This window comes from Vibrio sp. 10N.247.310.23 (assembly GCF_041467155.1).
Taxonomy (GTDB): domain Bacteria; phylum Pseudomonadota; class Gammaproteobacteria; order Enterobacterales; family Vibrionaceae; genus Vibrio; species Vibrio crassostreae_C.
Window position 1 is genome coordinate 166233 of the sequence record NZ_JBFSTZ010000001.1, and the last position, 20863, is coordinate 187095.

At 45.0% G+C, this 20863-nt stretch carries 17 protein-coding genes; 10 read left to right on the top strand and 7 right to left on the bottom strand.

Annotated features, from left to right (window positions below; genetic code table 11):
• Positions 1-8 precede the first annotated feature (8 nt).
• From tmk to AB6D93_RS00765, 5 genes are all read left to right on the top strand, one after another.
• Positions 9-641, top strand: a complete 633-nt coding sequence (tmk, locus tag AB6D93_RS00745) for a dTMP kinase (RefSeq protein WP_017062148.1) — start codon at positions 9-11, stop codon at positions 639-641.
• Positions 642-647: 6 nt separating this feature from the next.
• On the top strand, positions 648-1613 hold the full coding sequence (locus AB6D93_RS00750; RefSeq protein ID WP_017062147.1) for a DNA polymerase III subunit delta': 966 nt from the start codon (positions 648-650) through the stop codon (positions 1611-1613).
• Positions 1604-2371 (top strand): TatD family hydrolase, encoded by a 768-nt coding sequence (locus tag AB6D93_RS00755; RefSeq protein WP_017067206.1) that lies wholly within the window; start codon positions 1604-1606, stop codon positions 2369-2371. The genes AB6D93_RS00750 and AB6D93_RS00755 overlap by 10 nt, the downstream gene beginning before the upstream one ends.
• Positions 2372-2816: 445 nt before the next feature.
• Positions 2817-4247, top strand: a complete 1431-nt coding sequence (gene ptsG, locus AB6D93_RS00760; RefSeq protein ID WP_102332502.1) for a PTS glucose transporter subunit IIBC — start codon at positions 2817-2819, stop codon at positions 4245-4247.
• A 229-nt stretch (positions 4248-4476) separates the two neighbouring features.
• Positions 4477-4881, top strand: coding sequence for a hypothetical protein (locus AB6D93_RS00765; RefSeq protein WP_017062144.1), 405 nt, complete (start codon positions 4477-4479; stop codon positions 4879-4881).
• A 92-nt stretch (positions 4882-4973) separates the two neighbouring features.
• On the opposite strand, the gene AB6D93_RS00770 is transcribed toward AB6D93_RS00765, so the two are convergent.
• Positions 4974-5567: an outer membrane beta-barrel protein gene (locus AB6D93_RS00770; protein WP_017067207.1), complete on the bottom strand. Its 594-nt coding sequence runs from the start codon at positions 5565-5567 to the stop codon at positions 4974-4976.
• Between the two features lie 145 nt (positions 5568-5712).
• On the opposite strand from AB6D93_RS00770, the gene AB6D93_RS00775 reads away from it, so the two are divergent.
• Both AB6D93_RS00775 and AB6D93_RS00780 read left to right on the top strand, forming a co-directional pair.
• Positions 5713-5802, top strand: coding sequence for a YnhF family membrane protein (locus AB6D93_RS00775; RefSeq protein ID WP_100214626.1), 90 nt, complete (start codon positions 5713-5715; stop codon positions 5800-5802).
• A 55-nt stretch (positions 5803-5857) separates the two neighbouring features.
• A complete protein-coding gene (locus AB6D93_RS00780; RefSeq protein ID WP_017063485.1) occupies positions 5858-7072 on the top strand; it encodes a patatin family protein in 1215 nt (404 codons plus the stop codon).
• A 159-nt stretch (positions 7073-7231) separates the two neighbouring features.
• Here AB6D93_RS00780 and pyk read toward each other — a convergent pair whose 3' ends face one another.
• Positions 7232-8680 carry a pyruvate kinase gene (gene pyk, locus AB6D93_RS00785; RefSeq protein ID WP_017062141.1) on the bottom strand — a complete coding sequence of 483 codons (1449 nt, stop codon included), beginning with the start codon at positions 8678-8680 and terminating at the stop codon, positions 7232-7234.
• 319 nt (positions 8681-8999) lie between these two features.
• On the opposite strand from pyk, the gene AB6D93_RS00790 reads away from it, so the two are divergent.
• Both AB6D93_RS00790 and AB6D93_RS00795 read left to right on the top strand, forming a co-directional pair.
• Complete coding sequence (locus tag AB6D93_RS00790; RefSeq protein ID WP_017062140.1) at positions 9000-10217, top strand: ROK family protein; 1218 nt, start codon at positions 9000-9002, stop codon at positions 10215-10217.
• 168 nt (positions 10218-10385) lie between these two features.
• Positions 10386-11327 carry a chemotaxis protein CheV gene (locus AB6D93_RS00795; protein ID WP_017062139.1) on the top strand — a complete coding sequence of 314 codons (942 nt, stop codon included), beginning with the start codon at positions 10386-10388 and terminating at the stop codon, positions 11325-11327.
• Positions 11328-11660: 333 nt separating this feature from the next.
• On the opposite strand, the gene AB6D93_RS00800 is transcribed toward AB6D93_RS00795, so the two are convergent.
• From AB6D93_RS00800 to AB6D93_RS00815, 4 genes are all read right to left on the bottom strand, one after another.
• A complete protein-coding gene (locus tag AB6D93_RS00800; protein ID WP_102332501.1) occupies positions 11661-14753 on the bottom strand; it encodes an error-prone DNA polymerase in 3093 nt (1030 codons plus the stop codon).
• Between the two features lie 113 nt (positions 14754-14866).
• Positions 14867-16336: a DNA polymerase Y family protein gene (locus AB6D93_RS00805; protein ID WP_102332500.1), complete on the bottom strand. Its 1470-nt coding sequence runs from the start codon at positions 16334-16336 to the stop codon at positions 14867-14869.
• Between the two features lie 3 nt (positions 16337-16339).
• Positions 16340-17047 (bottom strand): translesion DNA synthesis-associated protein ImuA, encoded by a 708-nt coding sequence (gene imuA, locus AB6D93_RS00810; RefSeq protein WP_102332499.1) that lies wholly within the window; start codon positions 17045-17047, stop codon positions 16340-16342.
• A 154-nt stretch (positions 17048-17201) separates the two neighbouring features.
• Positions 17202-17942 carry a YciK family oxidoreductase gene (locus AB6D93_RS00815; protein ID WP_017629695.1) on the bottom strand — a complete coding sequence of 247 codons (741 nt, stop codon included), beginning with the start codon at positions 17940-17942 and terminating at the stop codon, positions 17202-17204.
• Between the two features lie 137 nt (positions 17943-18079).
• Between AB6D93_RS00815 and sohB the strand changes: the two genes are divergently transcribed.
• A complete protein-coding gene (sohB, locus tag AB6D93_RS00820; protein ID WP_065583981.1) occupies positions 18080-19147 on the top strand; it encodes a protease SohB in 1068 nt (355 codons plus the stop codon).
• A 144-nt stretch (positions 19148-19291) separates the two neighbouring features.
• Here sohB and AB6D93_RS00825 read toward each other — a convergent pair whose 3' ends face one another.
• Complete coding sequence (locus AB6D93_RS00825; protein ID WP_050634858.1) at positions 19292-20854, bottom strand: SpoVR family protein; 1563 nt, start codon at positions 20852-20854, stop codon at positions 19292-19294.
• Positions 20855-20863 lie beyond the last annotated feature (9 nt).

Consider the following 20863-nt stretch of genomic DNA (forward strand, 5'->3'; position numbering starts at 1 on the left):
AAATAATTATGAATCAGTCGAAATTTATCGTGGTTGAAGGCCTTGAAGGCGCTGGCAAAAGCACAGCAATCAATGCCATCGTTGAGACATTAAAAGCATCGGGTGTTGAAGATATTGTTAATACTCGCGAGCCGGGTGGTACTGTCTTAGCTGAAAAGATGCGTTCATTGGTTAAAGAAGAGCACGAAGGCGAGAAGCTTCAAGACATGACTGAATTGCTGTTGATGTATGCAGCACGTGTTCAATTAGTCGAGAACGTCATCAAGCCGGCACTCGCCAATGGTCAATGGGTATTGGGTGATCGTCATGATATGTCTTCACAGGCATACCAAGGTGGTGGTCGCCAGATCGCGCGCACGACTATGGAATCACTGAAAGCAACCACGCTAGGCGGCTTTAAACCCGATCTAACGCTATATTTGGACCTAGACCCTAGAGTAGGGCTAGAGCGTGCTAGAGGCCGTGGTGAGCTTGATAGAATTGAAAAGATGGACATCTCATTTTTTGACCGAACGCGTGAGCGCTATCTAGAAATTGCAGAACAAGATGATTCTGTACTTGTGATTAACGCGCAGCAAGAAATTGAGCAAGTAGCCGCTGATATTAAAGTCGCGCTAACTGCTTGGCTCGACAAACAGTAGGTAGTCATGGCTGAAGTGTATTCTTGGCTCACACCGGTATGGAGTGAGTGGAAAAAAAGTCTCGATGCGGAGCGTTTTCCTAACTCTGTGATTGTTAATGCACCGGAAGGGCTCGGCGTTGATGCTTTGATTAGCCAACTTACCGACGCATTGATGTGCACGAACTATGAAAGCGAGTCGTGCGGGTTTTGCCACAGCTGTGAGTTAATGAAGTCGGGCAGTCATCCTGATTTTCATGTGATCTCACCCGAGAAAGAAGGTAAGTCGATCACGGTTGATCAAGTGCGTGCCAGTAACCGCTGGGCTCAAGAGTCTTCTCAGTTAGGTGGTTTGCGCGTTATTTTGCTTAACCCTGCTGAAGCAATGAACGAATCGGCTTCCAACGCACTATTGAAAACTCTGGAAGAGCCATCAAGCAAGTGCATCTTCATTCTGTCTACTCGTAACAGTAATCGCTTAATGCCGACTATTATTAGCCGTTGTCAGCAATTCAATGTGGTTAGTCCGCAGTTAGAGACAGCATCAGCGTGGTTAGATGGTGAAGTGGGCAAAGCGGTACCGCAGTATATTTTAGCACTCAATGACAACGCGCCTTTAAAAGCAAAAGCGATGTTTGAGCAAGGTGGCGTTGAAGCTTCAACAAAAGCGCTCGATGGCTTTGTGAATGTGATAAAAGGCACTCAACCTGACATGCTAAAGTTCTCTACAGAGCTTAGCAAAGACCCTTTGATTCAACTTGGCTGGCTTTGGCATCTATTGTCAGATGTACAGAAGCTGCATTTTGGTTTGGCGAATCAGGCTTTCACTCCGAGTGCGAAAGCACTGTGTGAGGCGATGTCTTATCAAAGTGCTTATGCAGCATCGAATAAACTGCTGACATTGATTGAGCAGTTAAAGCAACACCCTGGGCTCAATACGGAGCTACTCATAATGAATTGGCTGATAGCCACTTGCGAGGAAACATGTTCGTAGATTCCCACTGTCATTTAGACAAACTGGATTACCAAGATTTACACACCAGCGTAGAAGATGTGGTTAACAAGGCGAAGGCTGCTAATGTAGACCAATTGCTTTCTGTCGGTGTGACACTCGATTCGTTTGAAAATATGCTCGAGATGATCTCGCCGTTTGATAACGTTAAAGCCTCTTGTGGCGTTCACCCTCTCGATGTTGAAAGTGATTTCAGCCTAGAGACAATGCGTGAATACGCGAGCAACCCTAAGGTTGTGGCGATTGGAGAGACAGGTTTAGATTATCACTACCAACCAGAGACGGCGGAGCTGCAACAGCTACGATTTAAGCAGCATGTTGAGTTAGCCGTTGAGCTGAATAAACCTTTGATCATTCACACTCGTAACGCACGTGAAGACACATTAGCTATTTTACGTGATGGCGGAGCTGAGAAGTGTGGCGGTGTGATTCACTGCTTTACCGAAGATCAAGCATTCGCTGAAGCAGCAATGGAACTAGGTTTCTATATCTCAATTTCAGGCATTGTGACCTTTAAGCAGGCTACAGAACTTAAAGAAGTTGTTAAGAACCTACCGCTAGACAGGTTGCTGATCGAGACAGATTCTCCATATTTGGCGCCCATTCCATATCGTGGGAAGCAGAATCAGCCTGCATATGTCGTCGAAGTGGCGGCCTACATTGGGCAATTAAAAGGTGTGTCGATGAAAGAGGTTGCCGAACAAACGACCAAAAATTACCAAAAACTTTTTTTGCGATAAAAATCTAAGTAAACAAATAAAAGGGAGCAAAAGCTCCCTTTTTGTGTTTTTGATCACCAAAAATACGTTTTTTTTTAATGTTTACGAATTATGTTGAACTTGAGAGCGCTAATTATAACATTTGTAATTTTGTTACTAAAAATAACATTCGCTCCTATTTTATTTACCCAGTAAAATAATAGGGCTCTTGAAAAATACTTATATATTTCAATGCATTAAACACTTGTAAAGCATTGCATTTCTAGATTTGACATGTGATCCAAGACGTGTTTTGAAACTAAATTTCGTAAGTGACTAGAAAGTTAGTTCCCCATCAATATATATTTAGCGGCAGAAAATATAATGCAATACATGGTTACATTTTCGCAGGGTGCTAACATATAGGCTACGGGGGTGTGCCGTTAGAACCCAATATAATTATTTTATCTTTATCAGGAGCATAAACATGTTTAAGAACCTTTTTGCTAGCCTGCAGAAAGTTGGTAAGTCTCTGATGCTTCCAGTATCAGTTTTACCAGTTGCGGGTATTTTGCTAGGTGTCGGTGCAGCAGATCTTCCTTTCATTCCAGAAATCGTTTCAAACTTAATGGAACAAGCTGGTGGTTCAGTATTCGGTCAAATGGCACTACTGTTCGCAGTAGGTGTTGCACTTGGCTTTACTAACAACGATGGTGTAGCGGGTCTAGCTGCTATCGTTGGTTATGGCATCATGACTGCTACACTTGGCGTAATGGCTGGTGTAATGGGCGTTGATAAAATCGATACTGGTGTACTAGGTGGTATCCTAGTCGGTGGTGTTGCTGCTTGGGCATTCAACCGTTTCTTCCGTATTCAACTACCAGAGTACCTTGGCTTCTTCGCTGGTAAGCGTGCTGTGCCAATCATCACAGGTTTCTCTGCGATTGGTCTAGCAATCCTACTATCTGTAGTATGGCCACCAGTTGGCGGCGCTATCTCTGCGTTCTCTGATTGGGCTGCTCACCAAAACCCACAAGTGGCGTTTGGTATCTACGGTATCGTTGAGCGTTCTCTAATTCCATTTGGTCTTCACCACGTTTGGAACGTACCTTTCTTCTTTGAAGCTGGTACTTGTGTAAACGCTGCTGGCGAAACTCAAAACGGTGTTCTTACTTGTTACTTAGTTGCTGATGACGCATCTCGTGCAGCGGGCAATGGCTTCGGTCAGCTAGCTGGTGGTTACATGTTCAAGATGTTCGGTCTACCTGCTGCTGCAATCGCGATTGCACACTCAGCTAAGCCTGAAAACCGCGCTAAAGTAATGGGCATCATGGCTTCTGCTGCGTTGACTTCATTCCTAACGGGTATCACTGAACCAATCGAATTCTCTTTCCTATTCGTTGCTCCAGTACTGTACGCAATCCACGCTCTACTAGCTGGTTCTGCATACGTTCTTGCGAACACTCTAGGTTTTGTACACGGTACATCTTTCTCACACGGTCTAATCGACTTCCTAGTTCTATCTGGCCACGCGTCTAAGATGGGCCTAATGGTTGTATGTGGTATTGCTTACGCTGCAATTTACTACATCGTATTCCGCACTGTGATTAAAGCTCTAGACCTTAAAACTCCAGGCCGTGAAGACGAGACTGAAGAAGAGTCAGTTGCGACTGGTTCTGAACTTGCTGGTGAGCTAGTTGCTGCATTCGGTGGCAAAGCGAACATCACTGGTCTTGACGCTTGTATTACTCGTCTACGTGTTGCAGTAGCTGATACAGCTCTTGTTGACCAAGACAAGCTGAAGAAACTAGGCGCTGCAGGTGTTGTAGTAGTAGCGGGTGGCGTACAAGCTATCTTCGGTACTAAGTCTGACAACCTTAAGACAGACATGGATGAGTGGATCCGTAACAACGGTTAATTCTCTGATTCAATAAATTGAAAGGAGGCCGAAAGGCCTCCTTTTTTGTTTTCTGCTCTATGAAAGATCTATTGTGCTTAATCTCCATTAACTCAGGTACTTATCATTCAACTCGATCATTTGATGGTCGTTCCCAAATTTTTCGTGTCTTTTATCTTTTACCCAGCGATGACACCTTTTGCTGAGATTCCAGTAGACTTCCGTTTTTTAAGTACAGTCTGAGAATATTATGAAACATCGTTACTTGATCGGCCTTATGTGCTGCAGCGGAGCCTCGTTTGCTCAAGCTTCTGAAGCTCCAGCTTTGGAAGTTGGACTCGCCATTGACCAAGACCTGAGTGTCGTTGTGGAATTTGATCAGAAATACCGTGCTACGATTGGCAATGACGGCGCTGCCTTTGATTACATTTTGAAGCGTGGTCAGTTCGAGACTGAAGCTCCGTTGAGCTGGTACGTCGGTGCTGGTGCTTGGGCTGAATGGAATGACGACTTTGGCTTACGCTTGCCGTTAGGCGTGAAAGTGAATTTCTACGAAGGTTGGAATGCTTACGCTCAAGTTCACCCTGAACTCGATATGTATAAAGGTGTTGAGTTGCAAGTGGGCGGCGCTTTAGGTGTTACCTATAAGTTCTAACCTGAACTAAAACCGTTTTAATAATGAAAAAACCAGCATTTAGCTGGTTTTTTAGTTTGGGCCGATCTTATATTTTTGCTTCATTGAGCCGCTTAGAAAGTAAAACTCAGTCCGACATTGGCTTGGAATTGGTTCATCCAGTCGGTATCAAAGCGAATGATGCACTCTTGCCCGTTATTTGGGATATTACAAACACCGGAGGTATCGTTGTCGACAACCGTGCCTAACCAACGTACTTGTGTGTTCAACGCTAGTCGGTCACTAAATTTGTACTCTAAGCCACCAAAGATAGAAGTTGAGAATCCATACTTATCTTTTGCCCAGTCTACATCGACGTAAGAAGCACCCAGGCCTAGCCCTAGATAACCCGACAACACAGGCGAAGCAGGGTAGTAGATGCTGCTTTGAAGGTGCAGGTATTGGATGGAGGAGCTTAGGTTAAGCGTTTCTAATTCCGAGCTCTGATTGGAGTAGAAGAAGCCGATGCGTCCTTTTTCAAGTGGCGTTTCAATGGCAAAGGTGTAATTTTCAGAGCCTTTCATGTCATAGGTTTTACCGTCCTGGTCTTCGACACTGCCACCGCCGGTATAACCTACCATAGGTGTAATGATGATCTCCGGCGAAGCATACGCGCTTGAAACGGAGAGAAGCGTAATCAGTGCCATCATATTTGCTTTGTTATTCATGAGTATATCCTTATCCATACACTTACTAATTGTGATGGTTACATCAATATTGTGCGACTAATTTCGACGATTCTTGAAGATACTTCACACACCTGATAGTACTTAAATAGAGACTCGACAAATTAATAATAAGCCAGAGGTGTCTATGGACCATAATCTGAAAAATGCCCTACAAATTACCGTGTTTATCTACATGATCATTCTTTCATTTGGCTTTATTGCGATTGGTAGTTAATACCATCTATTGCGAGGCTGAGTTTTGATACTCAGGGAATAATGAATAATGAATAATGAATAGTGGGATTATAACCAATATTGATACAGCAATAGACTTGGATTATTACGCTAAGTTTATTGCTGGAAAAACAGCACTGGTCGCTCAAGGTGGCGGACAGAGAAGTATTTTTACTTCTGGAGTGCTGGATGCCTTTCTTCTCTCAAATTTTGACCCCTTCGACGAATTTTTTGGTACCTCAGCAGGTGCTCTCAACTTATGTGCTTATCTGTGCCGTGATAAAGGCCTTGGACGTTCTTTTGTTCTCGACCTCACAACCTCACCAGAGTTCTTCAATCTCTTTTCCTATATACGACACAGAAAGAACCTAGGATTAGAATGGGCGCTAGAACAAATCATGGCTTACCCATATAAGCTCGATCTGGATTTAGGGCGACAAACGCTAGGCGATCGCCACTTCTATGCGGCTGTAACGGATTCCAAAGACTTACGAGACCACTACTTCCCATTATTGGGCGAAGATTGGTACAAGGTGATGATTGCGACCTGTGCTATTCCTCGCTTGTACAATGACGAAGTCTTTATTGGTGACAGTGCTTATGTGGACGGTGGTGTATCGGCGTGTATCCCAGTTCAGGAAGCGTGGCGAAGACAAGCTCGTTCCATTGTGGTGATTCGTACTGAGCCAGTGGTGGAGGAAGGTAATACCCATTTGGTTGAAGCACCAGTTAAGGGATCTTCAGTCAAAGCGCCTAAACCTATATCTGCAGAAGAACTGGAGTGGTTCCGCGAATCTTTCGACAGTGTTCAAGGCCATTGGCAACAGAAAGTGGAACAGTGGAAAACCGACTGGACCTCTTTCTTCCAACAACAAATTATGCGCTCAAAAGAGCAGAAGCGTGACCGTGGGCATTTAGACCTGCTGAACGGTGGTCGCTGGCTATTTGGTGCAGATGATATTTATCGCTTAAGTCATTTAATCGGAGATAAGTTTGATTCAGGGTTGGCTGACATGCTGATGGTGCATTATCAGACCTACTCATTGACTCAGGATTTTTTGAATTCGCCACCAGACGACGCGTTTGTGGTTCAGATAGCACCTAGTCAAACGCTTAAATCGAGCTCATTAATGAGTCATAAAGATGATTTACTGCATGATTACGAATTGGGTTTAGAAGCCGGTTACCGATTTGTGGAGACCTATACCTCAACGGAAAACGCTCGCAACTCGCATATGCCACAGTTAGCCACCATTGCTGCGGGTAACTAATTCCCGAAGTTGATGAGCTAGCATGCTGTGAGCTCGTTATGCTGTTTAAGCAGATTTTAGTGAGTCGTGTTCTGAAATGAAAAAGGGTTATTGAACTTGGTTCGATAACCCTTTTAAGTTTTTGAGATTAGGCGAATCGTTTCGCCTTAAGGTCAAATATTAGGTGACAGGCAAGATTCTCATACAGTTGGTTGACCCTGCTACATCCATAATGTCGCCTTGAGTGACGATCACTAGGTCACCAAACTTAAGGTGTCCTTTCTCTTTCAAGCAAGTGAGTGTAGATAGTGCAATGTCAAAGCTGTCTTCGGCTTCTGTCTCGAAGTAGATTGGTGTCACACCTCGGTATAAGGTACAGCGATTAAGCGTTCCTTCGTTACGAGACAGCGCGTAGATCGGCATGTCGGCACTCAGGCGAGACATCATCAATGCGGTGCGGCCTGACTCGGTGAGAGTGACAACGCCTTTAATGCCTTCCATATGGTTTGCAGAGTAGATGGTCGCCATCGAAACGGTTTCTTCGGCAGTAACAAAGGTGCGGTCAATACGGTAATTGGATTGGTTATTAATGCCTGCCATTTTTTCCGCACCAATACAGACTTCAGCCATCGATTTTACGGTCTCGACTGGGTAGTCACCAGCTGCAGTTTCACCAGACAGCATCACAGCATCGGTGCCATCGAGTACGGCGTTGGCAACATCCATAACTTCGGCACGGGTTGGCATTGGCGCAGAAATCATTGATTCCATCATCTGAGTTGCGGTGATGACAGTTCGGTTAAGCGCTCTGGCACGGCGTATAAGCTGTTTTTGTACTCCGACTAACTCAGGGTCGCCAATTTCCACTCCGAGGTCACCACGAGCCACCATGACCACATCTGAGGCCATTATGATGTCATCCATGTTCTCAACTGTAGCTACTGTCTCTGCTCGCTCCACTTTTGCGACGAGGTGAGCTTCTAAGCCGGCTTCTCGTGCAAGCTGACGAGCATAGTGCATGTCTTCACCATTACGAGGGAAAGACACCGCTAGGTAATCCACTTTGATTTGTGCGGCGGTGACGATGTCGCGCTTGTCTTTTTCTGTTAGCGCTTCTGCGGAAAGGCCACCCCCTTTTTTGTTGATGCCTTTGTTATTTGAGAGTGGGCCGCCAATGATGACTTCGGTATGAACGCGACAGCCTTCCACTTTGGTTACTTTGAGTTGAACACGACCATCGTCAAGCAACAGTATATCGCCGGCGGATACGTCGTTAGGCAGTTCTTTGTAATCAAGGCCAACGGCTTCTTGATTGCCTTCACCTAAACCTAGGCTGCTATCGAGAGTGAACAGGTCGCCTACGGCAAGTTGGATTTTGCCATCTTTGAATGTCGACACACGAATCTTGGGACCTTGTAAGTCTCCGAGAATGGCGATTTGAGTACCGTGTCTTTTTGCTATTGCTCTGACTTTTTCTGCGCGTTGTATATGGTCGTCGCTGGTGCCGTGAGAGAAGTTCATACGGACTATATTGGCACCGGCTTTGATGATCTCTTCAAGCACGTTACCTTTATCAGTAGAAGGGCCTAGCGTTGTGACGATTTTCGTTTTTCTTAATTCGGCTGTCATGAATACTCCTAGAGTGAGGCCAAGTAATCTTTTAAAAGACTGAATTAAGTATATGCATTAATTGATAATTTATTGGGAGCTAGGAGGATATTTCTTGATTTGCCTTTAATTATTGAATTCAGGGCTCAAATGCGATGTTTTATTCTGAAAATTAAGTCGCAAATTATCGATGTGGGTGTTAATTTTCCTCGAACTATTTGACTCGATACACAAAGATTCATGTATATACGTGATACTGGTCACGGCGATATACCAAGTGACTTCACAATTACTTCGCAAAGTAAAAAAATTACCTCGTTGATGATTTCTGGAGCGTAAAATGTACATGGCTCAACCGGGCCATATTGATCATATCAAACAGGTCAATGCTGGTCGTGTATATAAACTAATTGACCTTAAAGGTCCTATTTCTCGTATCGATCTGTCCAAGCAAAGTGAGTTGGCTCCGGCGAGTATTACTAAAATTACCCGTGAACTCATTGAAGCTCACCTTATTCACGAAACGACGGTTCAAGAAGCCACGACTCGTGGGCGTCCTGCTGTCGGTCTGCAAACCAATAACGAAGGTTGGCAATTTTTGTCGATGCGTCTTGGTCGCGGATACTTGACGATCGCGCTCCATGAATTGGGCGGCGACGTGCTTATCGATACCAAGATTGATATCCATGAACGTGATCAAGACGATGTGCTTGCGCGTCTTCTCCATGAAATCGATGAGTTCTTCCAAACCTATGCCGAGCAACTCGACAGGGTGACGAGTATCGCTATCACACTGCCAGGTCTGGTGAATTCAGAGCAAGGTATTGTGTTGCAGATGCCGCACTATAACGTTGAAAACTTAGCGTTGGGGCCGGAGATCTACAAAGAAACCGGTTTGCCAGTTTTTATTGCCAATGATACCCGAGCGTGGGCATTAGCAGAAAAGCTGTTTGGTAACTCACAAGACAACGACAACTCTGTTCTTATCTCGATTCACCACGGTTTAGGTGCCGGGATCATTCTTGATGGTCGCGTTCTGCAAGGACGTCACGGTAACATCGGTGAGTTGGGGCATATCCAGATCGACAAGGAAGGCAAGCTTTGCCACTGTGGTAATCGAGGCTGTTTAGAAACGGTGGCGAGTTCTCAGGCAATCCGTGAGCAAGTCAAAGAGCGATTGGTAAATGGTGAAGAATCAACGCTAACGGTGTTTGAAGACGTCACTATTGAACAGATCTGTGCTGCCGCTGCTAATGGGGATCCGCTGGCTGTCGAAGTGATTGAACAGTTAGGCCGTTATCTAGGTTCTGCGATTGCGATTGTGATTAACCTGTTCAACCCAGAGAAAATCTTGGTGGGTGGTGTTATCAATCAGGCGAAGAGCGTGTTATACCCGGCGATTCAAAAGTGTATCGAAGAGCAGAGTCTATCGGTTTACCATAAAGACTTAGAGCTGGTGGAATCTCGTTTTTATAAGCAGGCAACCATGCCAGGTGCTGCGCTCATCAAGCAGGCCTTATACGATGGCCAACTGTTAATGAAAGTTATTGAAGGTTAACCCCTTTTTCTCGTCTTGTAGCCTTACCTTGAACCTTTCCATGTACTTAAGCTTTGTATAACATCATTTGTTGTACTTAGTTTAAGCATTCTGTGCATTGGCGCTTTGCTTTAACCTATTGAAGTAGGCTATTGTAGCCACAGTTATTATTTGTCACTAAGGTGTTGTATGTCTGGCGTTTTAAATTCGGTTGATCAGAGAACCAAACTGGTCGGTGAAAACCGTCTGGAACTCTTGTTATTCAGCTTAAATAGTCGTCAACTATTTGCGATTAACGTATTTAAAGTGAAAGAAGTCCTCAAAGTGCCAGTACTCACTCGCTTACCGGGCTCTCATCATCATATTACGGGTGTTGCGTCTTTACGTGGTGAATCGGTGCCTGTTATCGATTTACGCAGTGCCATTGGCTTTCCGCCATCTCGTGCGGAGTCTCAAGAGAGCAACCTGATTATTACGGAATACAACCGAACCGTACAAGGTTTCTTGGTTGGGCAAGTTCGTAATATCGTGAACACGACATGGACAGAAATCCAGCCGCCGCCAAAGACAACAGGCCGTGCAAACTACCTAACCGCTATTACGCATATTCAAGAAGAAGAGCAGCACAAGATCGTCGAGATCATCGATGTTGAGAAAGTGTTGGCTGAGATCATTGATTACGATGTCTCGATCTCTGAAGGCGTTTTAGATGAACAATTAGCTCAGGAGATGATAGGACGCAATGTGCTTATCGTTGATGACTCTTCAACAGCGCGTAACCAGATCAAAGGCACCTTGTCGCAGTTGGGTTTGAACATTATTGAGTGTTGTGATGGCTTAGAAGCACTGACCTTACTTAAGGGCTGGTGTGATGAAGGCAAAGACATCAATCAAGAAATATTGTTGATGATCACCGATGCTGAAATGCCTGAAATGGACGGCTACAAGCTGACACACGAAGTACGTACTGACCCAAGAATGCATGACCTATTCATCACGCTAAATACTTCATTAAGTGGAAGTTTTAATGAAGCTATGGTTGAGAAAGTAGGGTGTAACCGCTTTATTTCTAAGTTCCAGCCAGACCTCTTGGTTGAAGTGACTCAAGAGCGAATGCGTCAGATTTTATAATTAATGCTGCTGTACGGTTTGTTTTGAGTGACCTTATAGAAAACGCTTGCTAATATTCACGCAGCATATTTTTCTTAACGAAATATGCTCAACTACTAGCGTAATTTTTCACACACAATCTAAGGTAGTTCCTCTTAATGATATGGTTAACGTCTAAAGTCGTCATGACTTTGAGCTTATTACTGTATAGGGAATTTAAGAAAAGACGTACGGAAGCTGAAGTTGAGTCATAACCCAACAACTGGAATTGAAGGGAAGCGGATGCTTCCCTTTTTCGTTTTTCTTTCTCTCTTTTCTTTAGCCAATGATCGATTGAGAACAGTTGGTACTTCGCTAATGAAAATCCCGAGATTTGGTTTTCAAGCCAACAATTTCATCGGTAATATCGATAAGTTTTCCCGCGATAACATGCACGACTTCACCTTCTTTTTCTAATATCCCTTGTACTTTTAACGCCTTGGCTGTGAGATAAGCTTGCTGTTGAGCGCGTGCGGTTGCTCCCCATACCACGACATTAATATTGCCAGTGCTATCTTCCAGCGTAACAAAGGTGACACCTGCCGCGGTGCCGGGAGATTGTTTACCTGTGACTAATCCGACAACGGTGACCATAGATTTGTGTCTTTGCTGTATTAAATCTTTCATGTGTGTGAATCGACCTAATCGTCCTGCTTCTTCGAGCAAAGTGATGGGGTGCTTGTTCAATGAAATTCCGACACTGGTGAAGTCTTCGAGTAGATCTTGCATCTCATTGGGCTTGTGCAGTACATGTTCGTCATGTCCTGCCTCAGCATCGTCATAGGCTTGGCTAAACAGAGGTAAATCCGACGCCGAGTCCATGATCGCCCAGCGAGTCTGGAAGCGGTCTCCAGAAACGTTATGTAGCGCATTGGCCGATGCCAGTAGCTCGATATCTTTCTTATTCATCGATAACTGTTTCACCTGACTAGGGTGGCGATAACCGGATGGTGGACGATTGGCGAGCACGCTTTGAATTCCATGCTCGCTGAATCCTTTGATTTGTCGCAGCCCTAAGCGAATCGCTAGACCATTCTGATGAGGGGCAACCGTGTGGTCGTTTTGAGAAGCGTTCACACATACCGGAAGTATCACCACATTGTGTCGTTGTGCGTCTTGTACTAACTGTGAAGGGCTATAAAACCCCATCGGTTGGCTATTCAACAGAGAAGCGTAGAAGCACTCTGGGTAGTAGCATTTCAACCAAGCGGAGCAATACGCTAACACCGCAAACGAAGCGGAGTGGCTTTCAGGAAAACCGTACTCGCCAAAGCCGCATATCTGTTTAAAGATCTGCTCAGCAAACTCTGTCTCATAGCCGCGCTTTTGCATTCCTTCGATGAGTTTGTTTTTAAACTTAAAGACGTTGCCATTTTTCTTCCAAGCGGCCATTGCCCGTCTGAGTTGATCTGCTTCTCCGCCTGTGAACCCTGCAGCGACCATCGCGAGTTTGATCACTTGCTCTTGGAATATCGGTACACCTAAGGTGCGCGACAGTACTGATTCCACGTCTTTAGATGGATAACTGATTGGCTCAATGCCATCTCGACGCTTGAGAAACGGATGCACCATATCACCCTGAATAGGGCCTGGGCGTACGATAGCGATTTGAATCACCAAGTCGTAATAAGTCTTCGGTTTAAGCCTTGGCAGCATGCTCATTTGTGCGCGTGACTCAATTTGGAATATCCCGACTGTGTCTGCTCGCTGAATCATGCCGTAAACCTGAGGATCGTCCTTAAGGCGAGTGATCTCAGCAATGGTCAGTGATCGCCCGTGAATACGTTTGATCAGGTCGAAACATTTACGAATCGCAGAGAGCATACCCAACGCGAGCACATCAACTTTCAGCAAGCCTAAGGTTTCTAGATCATCCTTATCCCATTGGATAATGGTTCGATCGTGCATCGCTGCATTTTCGACGGGAACCAGCTCATACAAAGGCCCTGAGGATATGACAAAGCCACCGACATGTTGAGATAAGTGACGTGGGAAGCCGATAATCTCATTAACCAAGTGGATAAACTGCTGCCCCTTCAAAGAATCAGGTTGTAGCCCTAATTGAGTGAGCTGAGCCTGCCAACCTAAGCTTTTGTCCCTGCGATTGGTGTTCTTGATGAAGTAGTCGAGCTGAGTTTCTTGTAGCCCTAATGCTTTCCCGACATCTCTCACCGCACTTTTGAAGCGATAAGAGATGACTGTTGCAGCAAGTGCAGCCCGTTCTCTACCGTATTTTTTATAGATGTATTGGATGACTTCTTCACGACGTTCGTGTTCAAAATCGACATCAATATCAGGCGGCTCATCGCGCTCTTTACTGATGAAACGCTCAAACAGCACCGAGATCTGTCTTGGGTCGACAGAGGTGATTTCTAAGCAGTAACAGACCACGGAATTGGCCGCTGAACCTCGACCTTGGTAAAGAATGCCTTGGCTTTTGGCAAACATCACGATGTCATGAATGGTGAGAAAAAAGAAAGGGTAGTCAAGCTCGTCAATTAATCCCAATTCTTTATCTATGATTTGTTGGATGTCGTTAGGTACACCTTGTGGGAAGCGAGTCTGTTTTCCTTTTTCGACCAACATGCGCAGATAACTCATGGGTGTCTCCCCTTGAGGAATCAGCTCACTGGGATATTCGTATCGCAAGCTATTTAAATCAAATTCACACAGCTCAGCGATACGGTTGCTCTCTTCTAGCCACTCCGCTTTGAAGATATGAGAGAGCTTATTGATACTCCGTAAACAGCGCTCGGCATTAGCGAGTAAGTGACTGCCCACTTCGGTAATGGGCTTTTGGTACTTTATCGCAGTGAGTGAGTGCTGTAAGGGTAAGCGGTTAGCATTGTGCATTAGCACGCCACCACAAGCTGTTATCGGCAGTTGATGATGTTGTGACAGCTCAACGCAGTAATCTGTGTACTGCTGGTCGGTTTGCTTTAGGTGTCTTTGTAAGCCGATCCAAAGCCGACCTGAATGGTGCTGAGATAGCCATTGCCCCCAGTGCGCGTCTTCATTTTTCTGTTGAGGAAGCCAAAGAATAAAGCAGTGCTTAGCCGACATGATATCCCACTCAGAGAGCTGATAATGTCCCTTGCTGCTACGACGTCTCGCGTTGGTAATAATACGGCACAGCTCGGCGTAGGCTTGTCTGTTTGGGCATATCAAGACCACTTGGCACTCTTCATTTAGCCAAAACATGCTCCCGACAATTTGCTTGAGTGATAGTTTATGTTGCTTGATCGCAGAGTGAACCTTAACGATGCCCGCGACTGAGCACTCATCAGTAACCGCGAGTGCTTTGTAACGCAAGAAATCGGCCTGTAAAACAAGCTCCTCTGCGTGTGAGGCTCCCTCAAGGAAGGAGTAATTGCTTTGGCAAAATAGCTCTGAGTATTGCTGAGACATAACGTAATCTCACTTAACCATTGCGAGTGAACATGATTGAAAAGGGACGCTGAAATTGAATAAGTAGAACGGAGGAGCTAACAAAGTTTCTTGCTGACTTACGTTCTTACCGACTAGCTAAATAAGCCGTGCAAAAACCACTGTTTATCTGGCGTTCTAAATATCCAGAGCCACCGACCGTTTTCGCTGTGAGCAATAAAGTAGTCACGAATGACCTTCTCTCCGTCCCACCAGCCAGACACAATGCGCTCTGGGCCTTGAGATAAGGTGACGCTTTCGGTTAAGGCTTCGGGCTCTGGCAGCAAAATACTGGGCCTGAGTCGCTGCTGATTGACGCTGAGATCTGTGGTTTGTTGCTCGAACTCTGAGGGAGTTTTACTCTTTGACACAGATTTACTCAGTGTTGGGATCGAGTACTGATTGGCTTTTTCTGGCCTTGGGTCATGCTGTATTTTCGGTGTTTGAATACTGGCCTGCCCAAGCTTCGCTTGTAACAGTGAAAGCAGGTCTAGCGCAGCAAGTGTTCCGGTATTGCCATCAAAAAGATCATGGTAGGCCATTTGCGGTTCTCCATGACGAATCAAGCTGAGGGTTAGGCCCTGAACCGGTGCTGTGAGCTTTAGTGATTCTAAAGTTAGATGGGTAAGGTTCGCCCATTTTCCAGCAAGGTAATCACCTTGTGCCGAATAAAAAGAGACAGGGTGTTCGTCTTTATCTCTTAGATGCAAAGTCAGTGTTAACTCGAAAGCCACTCGGTCGCGTAGCTTCAAAAAACACTCGAGTTGATTTAGTAATTTCAGCAACGGCTTTTCGATAAATAGGATGTTTTCAATATCAAACAACAGCTCCAAATATTGCTGGAAATTCTCTGGTGGGTGATAGAAATCAATTGGGTGCTTGAACTGGCCGTTTAGGCGACCGATATAATTGACCAAGTCGATATCAAAGCGGCGTGCGACCTCTTGCAAAGGCAGCTTTAATAGATCTTCAACGATGTTGATACCGACACGGTTCAGGCGTTCAACTTGCTTGGTCGGTAGCTCACTGGAATTCAATGCTTGTTGATTGACCCAAGTTTTCATCTGCTCAATATTGTTTGTTGCTTGGTTGATCGCTTGCTTACCCAAAAGGATCGCAGAAAGCGGCGAATAACCCGTAGCGAAGCTGAACTGGATATTGAGCGTTTCTAAGTGGCTTTTGAGCTCATGCCAGTAGTTATCTAGCCCGTCGTAAAGTGACAGCATGTTAGAGGCTTTAATCAACAAACCATTAGGTGGCAATAACGCCATGTCGGAAGTGACCAAATACGCCCATTGAGCGATCTCTTTGAGCTTACTTTTCTCCAGTTCAATACTGTAAGGGTGGACGTGTAAGTTGTGACACAGCGCCGCCGCAGATCCTAAGCCCGTACCAAGTGAAATTCCCGATTGCAACGCAACTGGGTTTGCTTGCAGTACTCGGTGATCTTTTTCATCCACGATGATAATGGGTTGTTCGCGTGAGTCTTCGCTCGAACCCAATTCATTAGAGTTAAACAAGGTATCCAACTGCAGGGACGGAAAGTGCAGATAAAGCCACAACATACGCTAGCCTTGCTTCGCAATAGGAAAAGCCAGCACAGTGTTACCTGACAAAGCACGATCTAAATTGTCTTCATGAATGACGTTCTCTGTGAGTAACGGCCAGTTGTGTGTCATGTCTAGAATAAAGCCGCCATACGACCAGCTGCCTTTTCTCTTAGTCACTTCAACCTTTAATCCCTGCGCGTGAGAAGAGAGTTTCATGCTTAAGGAAACGGGCAGGGATAATTGATTATGGCTGGTGGCTTTAAAGTGAAACTGCAGGCACTTACCGGTTTCACTGGCTGCTTGTAGGCGCTTTGTTTGGTGTATTTCTAGATCGACTCCCCATAGCAATACAGAGTGACAAGCGCCGCTTTTGAGGCACTGCTCAGCTGCCCACAACGCATCGAGATCGCGTTGAGGCTCGATTACTAAGATGTTATCGAGTTCAATCCCTTGGCTGCTAAAAAACTCGGCACAGATCTTCCCTGGCGGGTGAATGAATATGGCCAGCTTCTGTGAGTTTTGCTGAGCTAAATAGGGGGTAAGAAGGCGCAGTTCGCCAATCCCTTGTTGTGATTCAACTTCAATAACGCCGTGTGTAGGAAAGCCACCATCAAGCTGTTTATCCAATTGCGGATAGCCTGTCGAAGTGGTACTTCCTTGCGTTGTTGATTGTAGCCCTTTCCAGATTAGCTGGCGGTCTTGTAAGTTTTTTATGAGTTCATGCATAATTAAATACCTGTATATTTATACAGTATATTTAACAATGGAAAAGATGCAAAGCAAAATGATGAAAATTAGCGGAAGTAAGTATTAGGTAGTTGATTTAGATACAAAAAAAGCCGCTATGGAAGCGGCTTCTTGTTATTGGTTATAATATCAACTACTTAGGTTGAGCGTCGATACATTGGCCATTAATGTCTGTCACACTTGGGTTCATTAAGTGTAGGTACAGTGGGATGATGTCGAGTGGCGTTTTCAGCTTGTTCGCATCTTCACCTGGGTACGCTTTTGCACGCATACGTGTTTGAGTGCCGCCTGGATTGATTGCGTTAACACGGATGTTCGTGTCTTCAAGCTCGTCCGCTAGGATCTGCATCATACCTTCGGTAGCAAACTTAGAAATCGCGTAAGTGCCCCAGAATGCACGGCCAGAGTGACCAACCGTTGAAGAGGTAAATACGATACGACCTGCTTCTGCTTTTTTAAGTGCAGGTAGCAGAGCTTGAGTCATCAAGAACTCAGACTTCACATTGATCTGCATAACATCATCAAAGGTCTCTTCATCAATCTGCTCAAACGGGCTCAGAGTACCTAAAACGCCAGCGTTATGAAGTAGACCGTCTAAACGACCGAACTGCGATTCAATGGTTTCAGCCATATCAATGTAGTTCTGTTTTGTCGCGCCTTTTAAATCCAATGGGATAATTGCAGGCTGCGGGTAACCAGCGCTTTCGATTTCATCGTAAATGAATTCTAGGTTTTTAACATTGCGGCCTAACAGAATGACAGTTGCGCCATGTTGAGCGAAGCTTAGTGCAGCTTGGCGACCAATGCCAGCACCGGCACCTGTAACCAAAATTACTTTATCTTTGAGGGCATCTGTAGAGATTGGGTAATCCACTGTGCTTATCCTTCTTTCTTTTATTATGTTCGTCATTCCATTGATGTTTAATCACACAGATAACCGCAGGAATGATGAGAAATTCTTGGTAATCGTGACAAGATGGTTACAATACACTAATTCATACAATAGGGGATATGACATTGGAATTTTTGTTGGACTACGGCTTGTTTTTAGCCAAGATTGCGACCGTTGTAATCGCCATCATTGCAATTTTAGTCATTGCTAAATCTGTGGGTGGAAAATCAAGCGCGATTAAAGGTGAGCTGGAAATCACGAACCTATCTGAACACCATAAACAGACGATTGAACAATTAGAGCACCATCTACATGATGATGCTTTCATCAAAGCCCGTGATAAAGCAGAAAAGAAAGCGGAAAAAGAGAAAGTAAAATCACGCGGTAAAGAAGTGAAGAAAGCAGCGAAAGAGGGTGAGCTTGATAGCAAGCGTGAACCACATCTATTCGTTCTTGATTTTAACGGCAGCATTGATGCGAAAGAAGTGGCTTCATTGCGTGAAGAGGTAACGGCGGTTCTGGCTGTGGCTCGTGAAGGCGATGAAGTCTTACTTAAGCTTGAATCTGGCGGTGGCATGGTTCATGGCTATGGTCTGGCGTCTTCTCAACTTGATCGTATCAAAGCGGCTGGCCTGCCTTTGATTATCTCGGTAGACAAAGTAGCAGCAAGCGGTGGTTACATGATGGCATGTATCGCAGACAAAATTGTATCTGCACCGTTTGCTATCGTTGGTTCTATTGGCGTGATTGCTCAACTACCAAACTTCAATAAACTGCTTAAAAAGCACGACATTGAGTTTGAACAGCTAACTGCGGGTGAGTACAAGCGCACACTGACTATGTTTGGTGAGAACAGCGATAAAGCACGTGAGAAGTTCAAAGAAGAGCTAGAAGAGACACACGGCTTATTCAAAGACTTCATTCGTGACCATCGTCCAGCGCTAGACCTTGATAAGGTTGCAACGGGTGAGCACTGGTTTGGTACACAAGCACATGAACTTGGGCTGGTGGATGAGATCCGTACTTCTGATGACTTAGTTGTTGAAGCATGCAAAGACAAGACGGTTTTAGCGATTCACTATGTACAGAAGAAAAAGCTGTCAGACAAGCTAGCTGGCGTGGCAGGTAAATCTGCAGACAGCGTGCTGATGAAGCTGATTGAACGCGGTCAAAAGCCGATTGTTTAAGCTTATTTAGTTCGAGCCTTAAAAAGAAAGCGCATAAGTCATCAGACTTATGCGCTTTTTTATTGCTCCACTTCCGAGCGGGTGACCACTATGTTGTAGGGGGAGCGGAGTTTTATACCCATAATCTACTTACTATGATGGGTATTAAATCTTGGCTCCATAGTCATTGCGTTTCGGACAAGTCGTCAGGATTTCTCGATGACCCGTGTCTTTGAGCTCTTCCAAAATCACATCAAAGCCCCACAAGCGATAGAGATGCTTCATCACTTCGTCGTAGCCTTTATCAAGCGGGATGCGGTCGTGAGGCACATATTGCAGTGTCATTGAGCGGTCACCACGAACATCGACATTAAACACCTGAATGTTTGGTTCAAGGTTACTTAGGTTGTATTGCGCCGCAAGCTTCTCACGAATCAGGCGATAGCCCGGATCATCATGAATAGCACTCACCTCAATGGTATTTTTACGGTCGTCGTCGAGTACAGAGAACAGCTTAAAGTCTCGAATGATTTTTGGAGAAAGGTATTGGCTGATGAAACTTTCATCTTTGAAGTTGTGCATCGCAAAGTGCACCGCTTCTAACCAATCACTTCCTGCTAACTCAGGGAACCACTCTCTATCTTCATCGGTTGGCTCTTCACAGATGCGTCGGATGTCTCTAAACATCGCAAAGCCAAGCGCATAAGGGTTTATTCCGCTGAAATAAGGGCTGTTGTAGGCGGGTTGTGCGACGACACTGGTATGGCTGTGTAGGAATTCTAAGATGAACTTATCACTCACCAAGCCTTCGTCGTAAAGGTGGTTAAGAATGGTGTAATGCCAGAAGGTTGCCCAGCCTTCGTTCATCACTTGAGTTTGTTTTTGAGGGTAGAAGTATTGGCTCACTTTGCGAACGATGCGAACACACTCTCGTTGCCAAGGTTCAAGCAGTGGTGCGTTCTTCTCGATAAAGTAGAGAATGTTTTCTTGAGGCTCGCTAGGAAAGCGGATCTTGGTCTCTTCTTCCTTACTTTTATTTTGAGGAACGGTTCGCCATAGCTCATTCACTTGAGATTGCAGATAAGCTTCGCGTTCTTCTTGTCTTGCTGTCTCTTCTGCAATGGAAATCTTCTCAGGGCGTTTGTATCGGTCTACGCCGTAATTCATCAGTGCGTGACAAGAATCAAGGAGCTGCTCGACTTCAGCAACACCATATTTCTCTTCACAACCACTGATGTACTTCTTAGCAAACAACAAGTAATCGATGATGGAACTGGCATCGGTCCATGTTTGGAACAGGTAGTTGCCTTTAAAGAAAGAGTTGTGGCCATAACAAGCGTGAGCCATTACCAGCGCCTGCATTGTGACCGTGTTCTCTTCCATCAGGTAAGCGATACAAGGATCGGAGTTGATTACGATTTCGTATGCCAAGCCCATTTGGCCATGCTTGTAGTTTTGCTCGGTTTGAATGAATTTCTTACCAAAAGACCAGTGGTTGTAATTGATAGGCATACCAATGCTCGAGTAGGCATCCATCATCTGTTCTGAAGTAATCACTTCAATCTGGTTTGGGTAAGTGTCTAAACGGTAATGCTGCGCCACACGCTTAATTTCTACGTGGTATTTCTCCAAGAGGTTGAATGTCCAATCTGGACCATCAGGCAGCATCTTGTCGTTTTTCTTCTTTGCAGCTTTGTCTTTCTCTGCAACGTTTGATTTCGCTGTCATGGCAAACTC

Excerpts from the sequence above, each read along its gene's own strand:
- tmk (WP_017062148.1), top strand. The coding sequence starts at position 9 with ATGAATCAGTCGAAATTTATCGTGGTTGAAGGCCTTGAAGGCGCTGGC.
- AB6D93_RS00750 (WP_017062147.1), top strand. The coding sequence starts at position 648 with ATGGCTGAAGTGTATTCTTGGCTCACACCGGTATGGAGTGAGTGGAAA.
- AB6D93_RS00755 (WP_017067206.1), top strand. The coding sequence starts at position 1,604 with ATGTTCGTAGATTCCCACTGTCATTTAGACAAACTGGATTACCAAGAT.
- ptsG (WP_102332502.1), top strand. The coding sequence starts at position 2,817 with ATGTTTAAGAACCTTTTTGCTAGCCTGCAGAAAGTTGGTAAGTCTCTG.
- AB6D93_RS00765 (WP_017062144.1), top strand. The coding sequence starts at position 4,477 with ATGAAACATCGTTACTTGATCGGCCTTATGTGCTGCAGCGGAGCCTCG.
- AB6D93_RS00770 (WP_017067207.1), bottom strand. The coding sequence starts at position 5,567 with ATGAATAACAAAGCAAATATGATGGCACTGATTACGCTTCTCTCCGTT.
- AB6D93_RS00775 (WP_100214626.1), top strand. The coding sequence starts at position 5,713 with ATGGACCATAATCTGAAAAATGCCCTACAAATTACCGTGTTTATCTAC.
- AB6D93_RS00780 (WP_017063485.1), top strand. The coding sequence starts at position 5,858 with ATGAATAGTGGGATTATAACCAATATTGATACAGCAATAGACTTGGAT.
- pyk (WP_017062141.1), bottom strand. The coding sequence starts at position 8,680 with ATGACAGCCGAATTAAGAAAAACGAAAATCGTCACAACGCTAGGCCCT.
- AB6D93_RS00790 (WP_017062140.1), top strand. The coding sequence starts at position 9,000 with ATGTACATGGCTCAACCGGGCCATATTGATCATATCAAACAGGTCAAT.
- AB6D93_RS00795 (WP_017062139.1), top strand. The coding sequence starts at position 10,386 with ATGTCTGGCGTTTTAAATTCGGTTGATCAGAGAACCAAACTGGTCGGT.
- AB6D93_RS00800 (WP_102332501.1), bottom strand. The coding sequence starts at position 14,753 with ATGTCTCAGCAATACTCAGAGCTATTTTGCCAAAGCAATTACTCCTTC.
- AB6D93_RS00805 (WP_102332500.1), bottom strand. The coding sequence starts at position 16,336 with ATGTTGTGGCTTTATCTGCACTTTCCGTCCCTGCAGTTGGATACCTTG.
- imuA (WP_102332499.1), bottom strand. The coding sequence starts at position 17,047 with ATGCATGAACTCATAAAAAACTTACAAGACCGCCAGCTAATCTGGAAA.
- sohB (WP_065583981.1), top strand. The coding sequence starts at position 18,080 with ATGACATTGGAATTTTTGTTGGACTACGGCTTGTTTTTAGCCAAGATT.
- AB6D93_RS00825 (WP_050634858.1), bottom strand. The coding sequence starts at position 20,854 with ATGACAGCGAAATCAAACGTTGCAGAGAAAGACAAAGCTGCAAAGAAG.